Consider the following 16322-nt stretch of genomic DNA (forward strand, 5'->3'; position numbering starts at 1 on the left):
GGCGGGGCGGGCCGTGGGAATCGGTCGATTCCTTGATTACAATCGCCGGTTTTCCGGATCGCGGACGGCAGGGCCCTGGGCCTTTCTCTCGCATCTCCGAATTACCAAGGGCCCGCCGCGCAGGACTGCGCGCAGCGATCGCGGCGAGCCCCCATCACCCGGCGCGGGTGGCGAAATTGGTAGACGCACCAGGTTTAGGTCCTGACGCCTTCACGGGCGTGCCGGTTCGAGTCCGGCCCCGCGCACCACACTTCCAACTGATTCCGAGTCCACTATGGCTGTCACCGTCGAAACTCTCGAAAAGCTCGAACGCCGCATCACGCTCACGCTGGCGGCCGCTGACATCAACACCGAGGTCGAGTCCCGCCTGAAGAAGCTGGCCCGCACCGTCAAGGCCGACGGCTTCCGCCCCGGCAAGGTGCCGATGTCCTTCGTGGCGCAGCGCTACGGCGCGCAGGTGCAGTACGAAGTCGTCAACGACAAGCTGGGCGAGGCCTTCTCGGTCGCAGCCAATGAAGCCAAGCTGCGCGTCGCCGGCATGCCCAGCATCGCCCAGAAGGACACCGCCGGCGAAGGCGAGCTGGCCTTCGACGCCACCTTCGAGGTCTACCCCGAAGTCAAGCTGGGTGACCTGGGCGAGGCCGAGGTCGAACGCGTCGCCGCCGACGTGACCGACGAAGCCATCGACAAGACCGTCGAGATCCTGCGCAAGCAGCGCCGTTCGTTCGCCCAGCGCGGCGCGGCGGACGTGGCCGCCGACGGCGACCGCGTGTCCATCGACTTCGAAGGCAAGATCGACGGCGAACCCTTCGCCGGCGGCAAGGCCGACGGCTTCCAGTTCCTGCTGGGCGAAGGCCAGATGCTCGAAGCCTTCGAGAAGGCCGTGCGCGGCATGAAGGCGGGCGAGTCCAAGACCTTCCCGCTGGCCTTCCCGGCCGACTATCACGGCAAGGACGTGGCCGGCAAGGAAGCCGACTTCCTGGTGACGGTCAAGAAGATCGAGGCCCAGCACCTGCCCGACGTGAACGAGGCCTTCGCCAAGGCCCTGGGCATCAAGGAAGGCACGGTCGAGGCCCTGCGCGCCGACATCAAGAAGAACCTCGAGCGTGAGGTGAAGTTCCGCGTGCTGGCCAAGAACAAGGGCGCCGCGATGGACGCGCTGGTCGGCAAGGCCGAGCTGGACGTGCCCAAGGCGCTGATCGCCGGCGAAGCCGAGCGCATGGTCGCCAACGCCCGCGAGGACCTGAAGAAGCGTGGCATCAAGGACGCCGACAAGGCCCCGATCCCCGCCGAGCTGTTCAATGAACAGGCCGAGAAGCGCGTGCGCCTGGGTCTGGTCGTGGCCGAGCTGGTCCGCGCCAACAACCTGCAAGCCAAGCCCGAGCAGCTGCAGGCCCACATCGAGGAAATCTCGCAGAGCTACGAGAAGCCGGCGGAAGTCGTGCGCTGGTACCTGTCGGACCGCGAGCGCATGGCCGAGGTCGAAGCCGTCGTGATCGAGAACAACGTCACCGACTTCATCCTGGGCAAGGCCAAGGTCACCGACAAGCAACTGCCCTTCGACGAGCTGATGGCCACGGCCTGATCTCGACGCGGCGCGGACCATCCCGGCATCGTTTCACGGCATCGCCCTTGATTCATCCGGAGTCCACCGCCAAGTAAGGCGCCAGGCCGCAAGGCCGGCGCCTTTTTCTTTCCCCGGCGCGAACCGCGACCACCCGGCGGTCAGGGGAAGGAGCGCACGACATAATGGATTGTCGTGATCTCGAACCAATTCAGAGGATTTCATGAGCGCGCTTGAAACCAGCAACCTGGGCATGGTGCCCATCGTCATCGAACAGTCGGGCCGCGGTGAACGCGCCTACGACATCTACAGCCGCCTGCTGCGCGAACGCATCGTCTTCCTGGTCGGCCCGGTCAACGATGCCGTGGCCAACCTGGTGGTCGCGCAGCTGCTGTTCCTGGAGAGCGAGAACCCCGACAAGGAGATCTCGCTGTACATCAACTCCCCGGGCGGCAGCGTCTCGGCCGGCATGTCGATCTACGACACGATGCAGTTCATCAAGCCGCAGGTCTCCACGCTGTGCATGGGCATGGCCGCCTCGATGGGCGCCTTCCTGCTGGCCGCCGGCGAGAAGGGCAAGCGCTTCGCGCTGCCGAACTCCAAGATCATGATCCACCAGCCGCTGGGCGGCGCGCAGGGTCAGGCCACCGACATCGAGATCCACGCCCGCGAGATCCTCAAGACCCGCGAGCAGCTCAACCGCATCCTGGCGGAGCGCACCGGCCAGCCGCTGGAGAAGATCCAGAACGACACCGAGCGCGATTACTTCATGTCGGCGGCCGAGTCCGCGACCTATGGCCTGATCGATCAGGTCATCGAGAAGCGCCCCTGATCGCCGATTCCCCTGCCGGGATCCGGTGATTCCACCGGCGACGATCCACTGCGGCATTTCACGATGCCGAATCGCGCCACCGCGAGTGGCGCGATTCATTTCCCGCCGTCAAGGCGACGCCGACTCCCCGATGGGGGAGGTGGCTCGCCGACCTCGGGGGGAACTGCCGGCGCTGGCGATCAACTGACCGTCCGCCGACCGCACCAACTGACCACTCTTAGGGGCTTTTATCCCCTCAAGGGTGGTGCCGGCAATTGAACTATCATCAATGCAGGCACTTGCCTGTATTCCCAGCAGCCCTCCAGCAGCCCCAGCAGCACTCCCATGGCCGAGAAAAAAGGCAACTCCAGCGAAAAAGTCTTGTACTGCTCCTTCTGCGGCAAGAGCCAGCACGAGGTCAAGAAGCTGATCGCGGGCCCGTCGGTGTTCATCTGCGACGAGTGCATCGAGCTGTGCAACGACATCATCCGTGACGAGGTACCGGCGGAAGCCGCGCCTGGCGGTCGCGCGAGCAAGTCGGACCTGCCGGTCCCCAGCGAGATCAAGACGACCCTGGACCAGTACGTGATCGGACAGGACGTGGCCAAGCGCACGCTGTCCGTCGCGGTCTACAACCATTACAAGCGGCTGCGCCACGCGGCCGATACCAAGGACGGCGTCGAGCTGTCCAAGAGCAACATCCTGTTGATCGGACCGACCGGCTCGGGCAAGACGCTGCTGGCGCAGACGCTGGCCCGCGTGCTCAACGTCCCGTTCGTGATCGCCGATGCGACGACGCTGACCGAGGCCGGCTACGTCGGCGAGGACGTCGAGAACATCATCCAGAAGCTGCTCCAGAACTGCAATTACGACGTGGAGCGCGCCCAGCGCGGCATCGTCTACATCGACGAGATCGACAAGATCAGCCGCAAGGCCGACAACCCGTCCATCACGCGCGACGTGTCGGGCGAGGGCGTGCAGCAGGCGCTGCTGAAGCTGGTCGAAGGCACGATGGCGTCGGTGCCGCCGCAGGGTGGCCGCAAGCATCCGAACCAGGACTTCCTGCAGATCGACACGACCAACATCCTGTTCATCTGCGGCGGCGCGTTCGACGGCCTGGAAAAGGTCATCTCGAACCGGTCGGAGAAGTCGGGCATCGGCTTCGGCGCCTCGGTCAAGAGCAAGAGCGAGAAGAAGGTCGGTGAGCTCTTCCGCGAGGTCGAGCCGGGTGATCTGATCAAGTTCGGCCTGATTCCGGAACTCGTCGGCCGCCTGCCGGTGATCGCCACCCTCGGCGAGCTGACCGAGGACGCGCTGGTGCAGATCCTGACCGAACCGCGCAACGCGCTGGTCAAGCAGTACCAGCAGCTGTTCGCGATGGATGGCGTCGAACTGGAAGTGCGTCCGTCCGCGCTGAGCGCCGTCGCGAGAAAGGCGCTGGCTCGCAAGACCGGCGCCCGCGGCCTGCGCTCCATCGTGGAGCACGCGCTGATCGACACCATGTTCGAGTTGCCGTCCCTGGAAAGCGTCGCCAAGGTCGTCCTGGACGAGCACAACATCGACGAGGACAGCAAGCCGTTGCTGGTCTACCGCGAAACGAAGGCGAGCGCCTGAGCGCGCCGCCCACCGCCAAGCACCCCGGGCGATTCGCTTGCCATCACTTCACGTGGAAAGCAATCGCCCAAAGGCTATTGAACGGCACCTTGTAATTGGCAGCTCTTGCCCTAGATGGGCTTGAGAAAGAGAGGTTTTCATGTCCGGTCATCCGATCCTTCCCGCGGAACCCATCACGCTGCCGCTGCTCCCGCTGCGCGACGTGGTCGTGTTCCCGCACATGGTGATCCCGCTCTTCGTCGGCCGTCCCAAGTCCATCAAGGCCTTGGAAGCGGCGATGGAAGCCGGCCGCCAGATCATGCTGGTCGCGCAGAAGGCGGCCGGCAAGGACGAGCCCAAGCCCGACGACATGTTCGAGATGGGTTGCGTCTCCAGCATCCTGCAGATGCTGAAGCTGCCCGACGGCACGGTGAAGGTGCTGGTCGAGGGCCTGCAGCGCGCCACCACCACCAAGATCGAGGACGGCGAGGAGCACTTCTCCGCCGAGGTGATGCCCATTCCGCCGGAAGCCGATGAGCAGCCGGAAGTGGAAGCGCTGCGCCGCGCGGTGACCCAGCAGTTCGACCAGTACGTCAAGCTCAACAAGAAGATCCCGCCGGAGATCCTGACCTCCATCGCGGGCATCGATGATGCGGGCCGCCTGGCCGACACGATCGCGGCGCACCTGCCGCTCAAGCTCGACGCCAAGCAATCGGTGCTGGACCTGTCCGAGGTGGGCAAGCGGCTGGAGAAGCTGCTGGACCTGCTCGAGCACGAGGTCGACATCCTCCAGGTCGAGAAGCGCATCCGTGGCCGCGTGAAGCGCCAGATGGAGAAGTCGCAGCGCGAGTACTACCTGAACGAGCAGGTCAAGGCCATCCAGAAGGAACTGGGCGACGGCGAGGAAGGCGCCGACATGGAGGACCTGGAGAAGAAGATCCAGGCCGCTCGCATGCCGAAGGAAGCGCGCAAGAAGGCCGAGTCCGAACTCAAGAAGCTCAAGCTGATGTCGCCGATGTCCGCCGAGGCGACCGTCGTGCGCAACTACATCGACACGCTGGTCAACCTGCCGTGGGCGAAGAAGACCAAGATCAAGCACGACCTGGCCAACGCCGAGGCGGTGCTCAACGAGGACCATTACGGTCTGGACAAGGTCAAGGAACGCATCCTCGAGTACCTCGCGGTGCAGCAGCGCGTGGACAAGGTCAAGGCGCCGATCCTGTGCCTGGTCGGACCTCCGGGCGTGGGCAAGACCTCGCTGGGCCAGTCGGTGGCGCGCGCCACGGGCCGCAAGTTCGTGCGCATGGCGCTGGGCGGCGTGCGTGACGAGGCCGAGATCCGCGGTCACCGCCGCACCTACATCGGCTCCATGCCGGGCAAGGTGCTGCAGAGCCTGTCCAAGGTCGGTACGCGCAATCCGCTGTTCCTGCTCGACGAGATCGACAAGCTGGGCATGGACTTCCGCGGCGACCCGTCGTCGGCGCTGCTGGAGGTGCTGGACCCCGAGCAGAACCACACGTTCGCGGACCATTACATCGAGGTCGACTACGACCTGAGCGATGTGATGTTCGTGGCGACCTCGAACTCGCTGAACATCCCGCCGGCGCTGCTGGACCGGATGGAGGTCATCCGTCTGTCGGGTTACACCGAGGATGAGAAGGTCAACATCGCCCAGCGTTACCTGCTGCCCAAGCAGCGGGGCAACAACGGCGTGAAGGACGAGGAGCTCGAGGTCACCGAAGGCGCGATCCGCGGCGTGATCCGCTACTACACCCGGGAAGCCGGCGTGCGGTCGCTGGAACGCGAGGTCTCCAAGATCTGCCGCAAGGTGGTCAAGGGCCTGCAGCTCAAGACCTTCGAGGGCAAGGTCGTGGTCACCGAGGACAACCTCAACGAGTTCCTGGGCGTGCGCAAGTACGACTTCGGCCGCGCGGAGAAGAAGAACCAGGTCGGCCAGGTGGTCGGTCTGGCGTGGACCGAAGTGGGCGGCGATCTGCTGACCATCGAGGCCACCGCGATTCCGGGCAAGGGCAACATCATCCGCACCGGCTCGCTGGGCGATGTGATGAAGGAGTCGGTCGAGGCGGCGCGCACGGTGGTGCGTTCGCGGGCTCGCCGCCTGGGCATCAAGGACGAGCTGTTCGAGAAGCGCGACGTGCACATCCACGTGCCCGACGGCGCGACGCCCAAGGACGGCCCGAGCGCCGGCGCGGCGATGACGACGGCCTTCGTGTCGGCGCTGACCGGCATCCCGGTGCGCGCTGACGTGGCGATGACCGGCGAGATCACGCTGCGCGGCGAGGTCACGGCGATTGGCGGCCTCAAGGAGAAGCTGCTGGCCGCGCACCGGGGTGGCATCAAGACCGTGATGATTCCGGAAGAGAACGTCAAGGATCTGCAGGACATCCCCGAGAACGTGAAGAACCATCTCGAGATCGTGCCGGTTCGCTGGATCGACCGGGTGCTGGAGGTGGCGCTGGAGACGTATCCGCAAGCGCTGCCGGATGAGGAGCCGGTGGCCGCGGCGCCCGCTGCCGAGAAGGTGGCCGACGCCAAGCCGGAAGCGGCGGGCGGCGATTCGCTCAAGCACTGACCTTCACAGTCCGCACCTCAAGGGCGCCTTCGGGCGCCCTTGTTCTTTGGGGGCGTCGCCGGGTAGGGCGGCTTTGGCGGGCGGGGCGATCCCGCGACCGTTCCGGCAGGTGGGCGATCTTCATAAAGAATTCGCTGAACTCTTGCGAGAGGGTCAAAAACCGTTCTATACTCTCGGCTTCAGCGCAAACGGTGCTGCGACGACAAAGCGAATCGCAAGAGACGCGACGAAGTTGAAGCAGGCAGTGCGTTGAAGACCATGCGGGAATAGCTCAGTTGGTAGAGCGCAACCTTGCCAAGGTTGAGGTCGCGAGTTCGAGCCTCGTTTCCCGCTCCAGGTATTCAAAGGATGGAAGCTCCGGCTTCCATTTTTTATCGGAATCGGACACACCAAATCCGGTTTCTACAGAATCCCGTCCAGGGTTCTGGGGCGCGATAGCAAAGCGGTTATGCCCCGGATTGCAAATCCGGTCAGTCCGGTTCGACTCCGGATCGCGCCTCCAAAGAATGGACATTGCGGGAATAGCTCAGTTGGTAGAGCGCAACCTTGCCAAGGTTGAGGTCGCGAGTTCGAGCCTCGTTTCCCGCTCCAACGACACCAAAGGTCGGTTGGGGTGACAAATCACTCCGCTGTCCTGCGATGCGGGAATAGCTCAGTTGGTAGAGCGCAACCTTGCCAAGGTTGAGGTCGCGAGTTCGAGCCTCGTTTCCCGCTCCAAATTCTGAAAAAGGGAAGCCAGTTTGGCTTCCCTTTTTTCTTGCCCGGCGGCCCCGATAATGCCCGGTCACTTCGACAAGGAACTCCTCATCGAGTTGTCGCGGCCTGGATGGTGAAATCGGTAGACACAGCGGACTTAAAATCCGCCGCCCTCAACCGGCGTACGGGTTCGAGTCCCGTTCCAGGCACCACGCGCACGGCTCCTGAAGACCGCATCGCATGGGCATGTTTGCGCAGGAACTGTTGAACCCGGGCGTTCGCAAGCGCGAGGTCCTTGGCTGGTCCCTGTACGACTTCGCCAACTCGGGCTACACGACCGTCGTCCTGACCGCCGTCTACAACGCGTACTTCGTCAGCGTGATCGCTCGAGGCCAACCCTCGGCGACCTTGCTGTGGACCGTGCTGATCGCCGTGTCCAGCTTCGTGGTGATGGTGACGATGCCGGGCCTGGGTGCCTGGGCCGATGCCCACGGCGCGAAGAAGAAGCTGCTCGGCCTGTGCACCGTCGGCTGCGTGCTGACGACCGCCGCACTGGCCATGTTCGGCCCCGACCAGCTCTGGTGGGCCGCCGCGGCGGTGGTGCTGTCCAACGTCTTCTTCTCCTACGGTGAATCGCTGATCGCGGCCTTCCTGCCGGAGCTCGCCAGACGCGACGCGCTGGGGCGGGTGTCGGGCTGGGGCTGGGCGTTCGGCTATCTCGGCGGGATGCTGGCGCTGGGCGTGTGCCTGGGCGTCGTGCTCAGCGCGCAATCGCGTGGCGAGAGCGCCGAGCACTTCGTCCCGGTCACGATGCTGATCACCGCGGGCCTGTACCTGCTGGCCGCGCTGCCGACCTTCCTGCTGCTGCGCGAGCGCGCTGACCCCTGCGCGACGCGGCGCGTGGCGCGCATGGGCTCGGGGCTGTCGCAGCTCTGGGCGTCGTGGCAACGGGCGCGCGCCTATCCGGACTTCCTGCGGCTGCTCGCGTGCGGCACGAGCTATCAGGCGGGCATCGCCGTGGTCATCGCGCTCGCGGCCGTCTACGCGGAGCAGGCCCTGGGCTTCTCGCAGGCGCAGACGATGACGCTGGTGTTCCTGGTCAACATCGCTTCGGCCGTGGGCGCCTTCGTCTTCGGGTACTACGAGGATCGCATCGGCCACCAGCCCGCGCTGGCGGTGACGCTGGTGGGCTGGATGCTGATGACGCTGCTGGCCTTCCTCGCGACGAGCGCCTGGCTGTTCTGGATTGCCGCCGTGATCGCGGGCCTCTGCATGGGCTCCAGCCAGTCCTGTGGCCGGGCGCTGGCCGGTGCGCTCGCGCCGTCTGACCGCCTGGCCGAGTTCTTCGGCCTGTGGACCTTCGCCACGCGGCTGGCCGCGATCATCGGCCCGCTGACCTACGGCGCGGTGACGGTGCTGACCGCGGGCAACCATCGACTCGCGATCCTCGCCACCGGCGTGTTCTTCCTGCTGGGCTACTGGCTGCTGCGACGCGTGGACATGACGCGCGGCCTGGCGCGCGCGCTGATCTGATCCAGCCCTTCAGGCCGGGACGCGCGAGGCGACCACGTCGCGCCAGCCCAGCGCCTGCCGGGCGAGATGCTCGAGCTGCGCGGGATCGCCGGTGCTCTCCAGCACGATGGCATCGCCGGCCGTCGGCGCGACGCCCAATCCTTCCCACACGCGCCGGGCCTGCCGGGCCACCGCGTCCTCGATGTTGAGCAGGCGCACGCCGTCGCCCAGCGCGGCCTGGATGCGCGATTGCACCAGCGGGTAATGCGTGCAGCCCAGCAGCACCGTGTCCACACCGGCCTCGCGAAAGGGCGCGCAGAAGCGCTCGATCAACGCGCCGAGCTCCGCGCTGGCGAGGTCGCCCTGCTCGATCAGCGACACGAGCCCGGGGCAGGGCTGGCTGATCAGCTCGACGTCGGCGGCGTGGGCCGCAACCAGTTGCTCGAAGCGCCGGCTGGCGATCGTGGCGGTCGTCGCCATCACGCCGATGCGACCGTTGCGCGTAGCGGCCACAGCGGGTTTGACGCCGGGCTCGATCCCGACGACCGGCCAGTCGGGCCACTGCTCGCGCATGGCCTGCACCGCATGCGCGGTCGCCGTGTTGCAGGCCACCACCGCCATGCGCGCGCCGACGGCGCGCAGGCGCTCGGCCACGCGCAGGCTGCGTTCGACGATGTAGGCGCTGCTGCGGTCGCCATAGGGCGCATGGGCGGTGTCGGCGACGTAATGCAGCGGCACGCCGGGCAGCTGGGTCCGCAAGGCCTGCAGCACCGTCAGGCCGCCGACGCCCGAATCGAAGACCCCGATCGAGGGGACGGGGGCATCCCCCGCCAGGTGGGACTTGGGGGCACTCGTCAGAGGGGCAGCGGGGGGCAGGGGACTCGAGCTCGTCATCTTGGGGGTGGCGTGTCGGGAGCGGAGTCTAGAGGGATTCCCTCATTCCCGTACCGAACCCGCTTGGCAGCCGCCAATCGATGGCTAGAATAGAACGATCGTTCGTTTTATTTTCGAGCCGGCGCCGAGGAGCGCTCGTGGTCCCGCGCAGAGTCCGGGACGGGAGCAGGGGCGCATGACGGCTGGGAGACACGGGAGCGGCCCGAGGCTCCCATAGAATCGAATTAACGTTAACGTCAATCCAGCTTGGAGTACTTCGATGAAGGTATTGGTCCCCGTCAAACGAGTCGTCGATTACAACGTCAAGGTGCGCGTCAAGAGTGACGGGACCGGCGTGGACATCGCCAATGTGAAGATGTCCATGAACCCGTTCGACGAGATCGCCGTCGAGGAAGCCGTCCGCCTGAAGGAGAAGGGTGTGGTCTCCGAGGTGATCGCCGTCTCCTGCGGCGTCACGCAGTGCCAGGAAACGCTGCGCACCGCGATGGCCATCGGCGCCGACCGCGCCATCCTGGTGGAGACCGATGTCGAACTGCAGCCGCTGGCCGTGGCCAAGCTGCTCAAGGCGCTGGTCGACAAGGAACAGCCGCAACTGGTGATCCTGGGCAAGCAGGCCATCGACGACGATTGCAACCAGACCGGCCAGATGCTGGCCGCGCTGACGGGCCTGCCGCAGGGCACGTTCGCGTCCAAGGTGGAAGTCGCCGACGGCAAGGTCGCGGTGACGCGTGAGGTCGACGGCGGCCTGGAGACCGTGTCGCTGACGCTGCCGGCGGTCGTGACGACCGACCTGCGCCTGAACGAGCCGCGATACGTGACGCTGCCCAACATCATGAAGGCCAAGAAGAAGCAGCTCGACGTGGTGAAGCCCGCCGACCTGGGCGTGGACGTGGCGCCGCGCATCAAGACGCTGTCGGTGGCCGAGCCCCCGAAGCGCAGCGCCGGCATCAAGGTGCCGGACGTGGCCACGCTGGTCACGAAGCTGAAGACCGAGGCCAAGGTCATCTAAGTCCAGAACAAGATCCGGAGATAAGACATGACCACCCTCGTCATCGCTGAACACGACAACGCCTCGCTGAAGGGCGCCACCCACCACGTCGTCACCGCCGCCGCCGCCATCGGTGGCGACGTGCACGTGCTGATCGTCGGCTCGAATGCCGGCGCCGCCGCCGCGTCCGCGGCCAAGATCTCGGGCGTCGCCAAGGTGCTGCACGCCGACGGCGCGCAGTTCGCCGACGGCCTGGCCGAGAACGTCGCCGCCCAGGTGATCGCCATCGCCAAGGACTACTCGCACGTGCTGTTCCCCGCGACCGCCGCGGGCAAGAACGTCGCGCCGCGCGTGGCCGCGCTGCTGGACGTCGGCCAGGTGAGCGACATCACCAAGGTCATCGCCGCTGACACCTTCGAGCGCCCGATCTACGCCGGCAACGCGATCGCCACCGTGCAGTCGACCGATGCCGTCAAGGTCATCACGGTGCGCACGACCGGTTTCGACTCGGCCGCCGAGGGCGGCAGCGCCGCCGTCGAATCGCTGACGGCCGTGGCCGACAGCGGCAAGAGCAGCTTCGTCGGCCGCGAGGTCACCAAGAGCGACCGTCCCGAGCTGACCGCCGCCAAGATCATCGTGTCGGGTGGCCGCGCGCTGGGCAGCAGCGACAAGTTCAATGAAGTGCTGACGCCGCTGGCCGACAAGCTGAACGCCGCGCTGGGCGCCTCGCGCGCCGCGGTGGACGCGGGCTACGCGCCCAACGACTGGCAGGTCGGCCAGACCGGCAAGATCGTCGCGCCGCAGCTGTACATCGCCGCCGGCATCTCCGGCGCGATCCAGCATCTGGCCGGCATGAAGGACTCCAAGGTGATCGTGGCGATCAACAAGGATCCGGAAGCGCCGATCTTCTCGGTGGCGGATTACGGCCTCGAAGCCGATCTGTTCACTGCCGTCCCTGAGCTCGTCAAGGCTCTGTGATCGGACGTTGACGACCTGCGGCGGAGCGTTCCGCCGCACACCAGACCAGGGCGCCCGCCGACGAAGCGCGGCGCCCTTTTTTCATCCGGAGACACCCCCATGACCTACCGCGCCCCGATCAAGGACATGCTCTTCGACATGCAGGCCCTGGCCGGCCTGCAGACGCTGTCGCAGCAGATCCCCGCGTTCGCCGACCACGGCCTGGACACCGCCCAGGCGGTGCTCGAGGAATCGGCCAAGCTCAACGAGGACGTCATCGCCCCGCTGAACGTCGAAGGCGACAGGAACCCGTCGTACTGGAAGAACGGCGAGGTCTTCGCGACGCCCGGCTTCAAGGCGGCGTTCCGGCAGTACGTCGAGGGCGGCTGGCAGGGGCTGCAGCATCCGGAGGCCTACGGCGGCCAGGGTCTGCCCAAGACGATCGGCGCGGCGTGCGGCGAGATCGTGCAGGCGGCCAACGTCAGCTTCGCGCTGTGCCCGCTGCTGACCGACGGCGCGATCGAGGCGCTGCTGGTGGCGGGCTCCGAGGAACAGAAGCAGACCTTCATCCCCAAGCTGATCTCCGGCGAGTGGACCGGCACGATGAACCTCACCGAGCCGCAGGCCGGCTCGGACCTGGCGATGGTGCGCACGCGCGCCGAGCCGCAGGGTGACGGCACCTACAAGGTCTTCGGCACGAAGATCTTCATCACCTGGGGCGAGCACGACATGGCGGACAACATCGTCCACCTGGTGCTGGCGCGCATCCCGGGCGCGCCCGAGGGCGTGAAGGGCATCAGCCTGTTCCTGGTGCCCAAGTTCCTGGTCAACGCGGACGGCTCGCTGGGCGCGCGCAATGACGCGCACTGCGTGTCCATCGAGCACAAGCTCGGCATCAAGGCGAGCCCGACGGCTGTCCTGCAATTCGGCGATCACGGCGGCGCCATCGGCACGCTGATCGGCGAGGAGAACCGCGGCCTCGAGTACATGTTCATCATGATGAACGCCGCGCGTTTCGGCGTGGGCGTGCAGGGCATCGCGGTGGCGGACCGTGCGTATCAGAAGGCGGTCGAGTACGCGAAGGACCGCGTGCAGTCGCGTCCGGTGGACGGCTCGTCCAAGGACGCCGCGGCGATCATCCATCACCCCGACGTGCGCCGCATGCTGATGACGCAGCGCGCGCTGGTCGAGGGTTGCCGCGCGATGGCCATCGACGCGGCCGCGGCCTACGACATGGCCCATCACCACGAGGATGCGGAGACGCGCAAGGAGGCGCAGGCCTTCTACGAGTTCATGGTCCCGCTGATCAAGGGCTACAGCACGGAGATGAGCCTGGAGGTGACCTCGCTGGGCGTGCAGGTGCACGGCGGCATGGGCTTCATCGAGGAGACGGGCGCGGCGCAGTACTACCGCGACGCGCGCATCCTGCCGATCTATGAAGGCACGACGGCGATCCAGGCCAACGACCTGGTGGGCCGCAAGACGGTGCGTGACGGCGGCGCCTTCGCGCGCGGCGTGGCGGCGCAGGTCGAGGAGACCGAAGGCGCGCTGGCCGCGAACGGCAGCGCCGATGCGCTGGCCGTGCGCGCGCAGCTCGCCGCGGCGCGGGCGGCTTTCGTCGAGGTCGTGGACTTCATCGCCGCCAACGGCAAGGCCAAGCCCAACGCGGCGTTCGCCGGGTCGGTGCCCTACCTGATGGTGGGCGGCAACCTGATGGCCGGCTGGCAGCTGGCGCGCTCGCTGCTGGCGGCGCAGGAGCTCAAGGCGGCCGGCGAGGACGTGGTGTTCATGGACGCCAAGATCGTCACCGCGCGCTTCTACGCCGAGCACATCCTGCCGCGCTGCGCCGCGCAGCGCGATGCGGTCGTCAACGGCGCGGACAGCGTGATGGCGCTGCCCGTCGACGCGTTCTGAGTTGATTGCAACGTCCCCTGCGCGACGCGGGCTCGCGGGCGCAGGGGCCACCATGGGACGGCAACGATCCGTCGACTTGACCCGAGGAGATTCCGAGGTGGCACTTCCCCCGCTGTTCAACAAGCTGCGCCTGCCGGTGATCGGCTCGCCGCTGTTCATCATCAGCAACCCCAAGCTGGTGATCGCGCAATGCAAGGCCGGCATCGTCGGTTCGATGCCCGCGCTCAACGCCCGTCCGGCCGAGCTGCTGGACGACTGGCTGGCCGAGATCACCGAGACGCTGGCGGCGCATGACCGCGCGCATCCCGAGTCGCCGGCGGCGCCGTTCGCGATCAACCAGATCGTGCACAAGAGCAATGACCGGCTCGATCACGACATGGCCCTGTGCGCCAAGTACAAGGTGCCCATCGTGATCACGTCGCTGGGCGCGCGCGAGGACGTGAACGCCGCGGTGCATGAATGGGGCGGCATCGTGCTGCACGACATCATCAACAACAAGTTCGCGCGCAAGGCCATCGAGAAGGGCGCTGACGGCCTGATCGCGGTGGCGGCGGGGGCGGGCGGTCATGCGGGCGTGAAGAGCCCGTTCGCGCTGATCCAGGAGATCCGCGAGTGGTTCGACGGCCCGCTGGCGCTGTCGGGCTCGATGGCGAGTGGTGACGCGATCCTGGCGGCGCAGGCGATGGGTGCGGACCTGGCGTACATCGGCTCGGCGTTCATCGCGACGGAGGAAGCGCGGGCGCAGGAGGAGTACAAGCAGATGATCGTCGAGAGCAACAGCGACGACATCGTGTACAGCAACCTGTTCACGGGCGTGCACGGCAACTACCTGAAGGGCTCGATCGTGAAGGCGGGCCTGGATCCCGAGAACCTGCCGGAGAGCGACCCGACGAAGATGAACTTCGGCGGCACGGGCGCGAAGGCGTGGAAGGACGTGTGGGGCAGCGGCCAGGGCATCGGCGCGATCCGCGAGGTCCTGCCCGCGGGTGAGCTCGTCGCGCGCTTCGGCCGCGAGTACGCGGCGGCGAGGCAGCGCTTGTCTCTCGCCTGAATCACCCACAACCGCAAGCACGAAGGCCACCTCGCGGTGGCCTTCTTTCATTGGGATCTGGAGTGGAGGATCGGCAGGACGGCGGCTTAGCCGCCGTCCTTCAGCGATCACTTCACTTGATCGTCGTGAACCGCGCTTCCGGCCGGTCGTCGGAGCGATGCGGTGTCGTGACGTTCTTCTTCATCGCCCACGGACGCACCTGGTGGTGCAGCGGGATGAAGAAGACCTCGTCGCGGATGCGCACCAGGCCGTCCTTGAGCAGCGCGTTGCGCTTGCCCACATCGCCCTCGACCTTGGCCGCGTCGATGATCTGGTCGAGCTTGGCATCGCTCAGCCGGAAGTAGTTGCCGCTGCCGTCGGCGCCGCCCGCGCGCGTGCGCGCCAGCGACTGCATCGTGTACAGCGCGTCATAGGTCGGCACGCCCCAGCCGTACAGGAACAGCGGGTACTCGAAGGCCTGCAGCTTCGGGCTGAACGTGCTGAACGACTCCGTCTGCAGCCGCGCCTTGATGCCCACCTTGCTCCACATCGACACCACCGCGAGGCAGATCTCCTCGTCGTTGACGTAGCGGTTGTTGGGGCAGTTCATCGGCACCTCGAAGCCGCCCGGGTAACCGGCCTCGGCCAGCAGCTTCTTCGCGCGCTCGCCGTCGACCTTGGTCGGCGTGTCGATGTCGGGCGTGTTGCCGTTCACGCCGGGCGCGACCATGATGCCCGCGGGCACCGACAGGCCGCGCATCGTCGCGCGTTTGATCGCCTCGCGGTCGATGGCCAGCGACATCGCCTCGCGCACGCGCTTGTCCTTGAACGGGTTCTTGCCCGTCACGTTGCTGCCCTTGAGCTGCTCGCTGCCCTGGTCCATGCCGATGAAGATCGTGCGCGTCTCGCTGCCTTCCAGCACCGTCAGCTTGGCGTCGGACTTCAGCCGGCCCACGTCCTGCGTCGGGATGTCGGACAGCAGGTCCACGTCGCCTGACAGCAGCGCGGCGACACGCGTCGGATCGGACTTGATCGGCGTGTAGATCACCTCGTCGACATTGGTCGCGTTCTTCGCGTCCCACCAGTCCTTGTTCTGGACCATCGTGATGCGCTGGTCCGGCTGCCAGCCGGTGATGCGGTACGGGCCCGTGCCGTTGGCGTTGCGCGTGGCGTAGGTCTCTTCCTTGGCCTTGAAGTCCGGCAGGTTGATCGCCTTGTTCTTCTCCGCCCAGGTCTTGCTCATGATGCGGAAGTCGACGAACTGGCGCAGCAGGATCGGGTTGGGTGCGACCAGCGTCACCTCCACCGTGTGGCTGTCCACCTTCTTGATGTCGGCCACGCCGGCCACGAACGGATGCATCGTGCCCACCGGCTGCTTGATGCGGTGGAAGGAGAACACCACGTCGTCGGCGGTGAACGGCGAGCCGTCATGGAACTTGACGCCCTTGCGCAGCTCGAAGCGCCAGCTGGTCGGGCCGGTCTGCGTCCACTTGGTCGCCAGCGACGGCTCGACCTGGTACTGGCGGTCATACCGCGTCAGGCCCTCGTAGGCATGCATCGAGATCGCGTTGGTCGTGCTGTGGTTCTGCGAATGCGGATCCAGCGTCAGCACGTCGTTCTGCGCGGCCCAGCGCAGCGGCGCGGCGGTGGCGACCTGCAGCGGCAGGGCCGCGCCCAGCAGGGTGGCGGCACCGACGGCGGCGGCGGACAGCAACAGGCGGGCGGACCGGGTCGGTCCGAAGGATTTCCTCGACATGAGCGGTAGCTCCC

Annotated in this window: 11 protein-coding genes and 6 tRNA genes; 15 read left to right on the top strand and 2 right to left on the bottom strand. The window is 66.5% G+C overall.

What is annotated here, in order from left to right; translation table 11 throughout:
• Positions 1–161: 161 nt before the first annotated feature.
• The 11 genes from ACNI65_RS04590 (at position 162) to ACNI65_RS04640 (ending at position 8790) form a co-directional block, all read left to right on the top strand.
• Positions 162–248 (top strand) — tRNA-Leu (locus ACNI65_RS04590).
• 26 nt (positions 249–274) lie between these two features.
• Complete coding sequence (gene tig / locus ACNI65_RS04595) at positions 275–1585, top strand: trigger factor (protein ID WP_416761450.1); 1311 nt, start codon at positions 275–277, stop codon at positions 1583–1585.
• Between the two features lie 202 nt (positions 1586–1787).
• Complete coding sequence (gene clpP, locus ACNI65_RS04600; protein ID WP_416761452.1) at positions 1788–2396, top strand: ATP-dependent Clp endopeptidase proteolytic subunit ClpP; 609 nt, start codon at positions 1788–1790, stop codon at positions 2394–2396.
• Between the two features lie 324 nt (positions 2397–2720).
• Positions 2721–3989 (top strand): ATP-dependent Clp protease ATP-binding subunit ClpX, encoded by a 1269-nt coding sequence (gene clpX, locus ACNI65_RS04605; RefSeq protein ID WP_416761453.1) that lies wholly within the window; start codon positions 2721–2723, stop codon positions 3987–3989.
• 139 nt (positions 3990–4128) lie between these two features.
• Positions 4129–6561, top strand: coding sequence for an endopeptidase La (gene lon / locus ACNI65_RS04610; protein WP_416761454.1), 2433 nt, complete (start codon positions 4129–4131; stop codon positions 6559–6561).
• Between the two features lie 260 nt (positions 6562–6821).
• Positions 6822–6897: transfer RNA gene (locus ACNI65_RS04615), tRNA-Gly, on the top strand.
• Positions 6898–6989: 92 nt separating this feature from the next.
• A tRNA-Cys gene (locus tag ACNI65_RS04620) sits at positions 6990–7063 on the top strand.
• Between the two features lie 13 nt (positions 7064–7076).
• A tRNA-Gly gene (locus ACNI65_RS04625) sits at positions 7077–7152 on the top strand.
• A gap of 50 nt (positions 7153–7202) precedes the next feature.
• A tRNA-Gly gene (locus ACNI65_RS04630) sits at positions 7203–7278 on the top strand.
• A gap of 103 nt (positions 7279–7381) precedes the next feature.
• Positions 7382–7469, top strand: a tRNA-Leu gene (locus ACNI65_RS04635).
• A gap of 28 nt (positions 7470–7497) precedes the next feature.
• Positions 7498–8790 carry an MFS transporter gene (locus tag ACNI65_RS04640; RefSeq protein WP_416761455.1) on the top strand — a complete coding sequence of 431 codons (1293 nt, stop codon included), beginning with the start codon at positions 7498–7500 and terminating at the stop codon, positions 8788–8790.
• A 9-nt stretch (positions 8791–8799) separates the two neighbouring features.
• Here the strand turns inward: ACNI65_RS04640 and murI are convergent, their stop codons facing one another.
• On the bottom strand, positions 8800–9663 hold the full coding sequence (gene murI, locus ACNI65_RS04645; RefSeq protein WP_416761457.1) for a glutamate racemase: 864 nt from the start codon (positions 9661–9663) through the stop codon (positions 8800–8802).
• 259 nt (positions 9664–9922) lie between these two features.
• On the opposite strand from murI, the gene ACNI65_RS04650 reads away from it, so the two are divergent.
• The 4 genes from ACNI65_RS04650 to ACNI65_RS04665 all read left to right on the top strand — a co-directional run bounded on the left by ACNI65_RS04650 (position 9923) and on the right by ACNI65_RS04665 (position 14573).
• Positions 9923–10672, top strand: coding sequence for an electron transfer flavoprotein subunit beta/FixA family protein (locus ACNI65_RS04650; RefSeq protein ID WP_416761458.1), 750 nt, complete (start codon positions 9923–9925; stop codon positions 10670–10672).
• 27 nt (positions 10673–10699) lie between these two features.
• Positions 10700–11629, top strand: a complete 930-nt coding sequence (locus ACNI65_RS04655) for an electron transfer flavoprotein subunit alpha/FixB family protein (RefSeq protein ID WP_416761459.1) — start codon at positions 10700–10702, stop codon at positions 11627–11629.
• Between the two features lie 99 nt (positions 11630–11728).
• Positions 11729–13522 (top strand): acyl-CoA dehydrogenase, encoded by a 1794-nt coding sequence (locus ACNI65_RS04660; RefSeq protein WP_416761461.1) that lies wholly within the window; start codon positions 11729–11731, stop codon positions 13520–13522.
• 97 nt (positions 13523–13619) lie between these two features.
• Entirely contained in the window at positions 13620–14573 is a 954-nt protein-coding gene (locus ACNI65_RS04665; RefSeq protein ID WP_416761462.1) for an NAD(P)H-dependent flavin oxidoreductase, read from the top strand.
• A 112-nt stretch (positions 14574–14685) separates the two neighbouring features.
• Here ACNI65_RS04665 and ACNI65_RS04670 read toward each other — a convergent pair whose 3' ends face one another.
• Positions 14686–16308 carry an ABC transporter substrate-binding protein gene (locus ACNI65_RS04670; protein ID WP_416761463.1) on the bottom strand — a complete coding sequence of 541 codons (1623 nt, stop codon included), beginning with the start codon at positions 16306–16308 and terminating at the stop codon, positions 14686–14688.
• Between the last annotated feature and the right edge of the window lie 14 nt (positions 16309–16322).

Origin of the sequence: Roseateles sp. So40a, assembly GCF_048081605.1 — a bacterium.
Taxonomy (GTDB): domain Bacteria; phylum Pseudomonadota; class Gammaproteobacteria; order Burkholderiales; family Burkholderiaceae_C; genus Roseateles.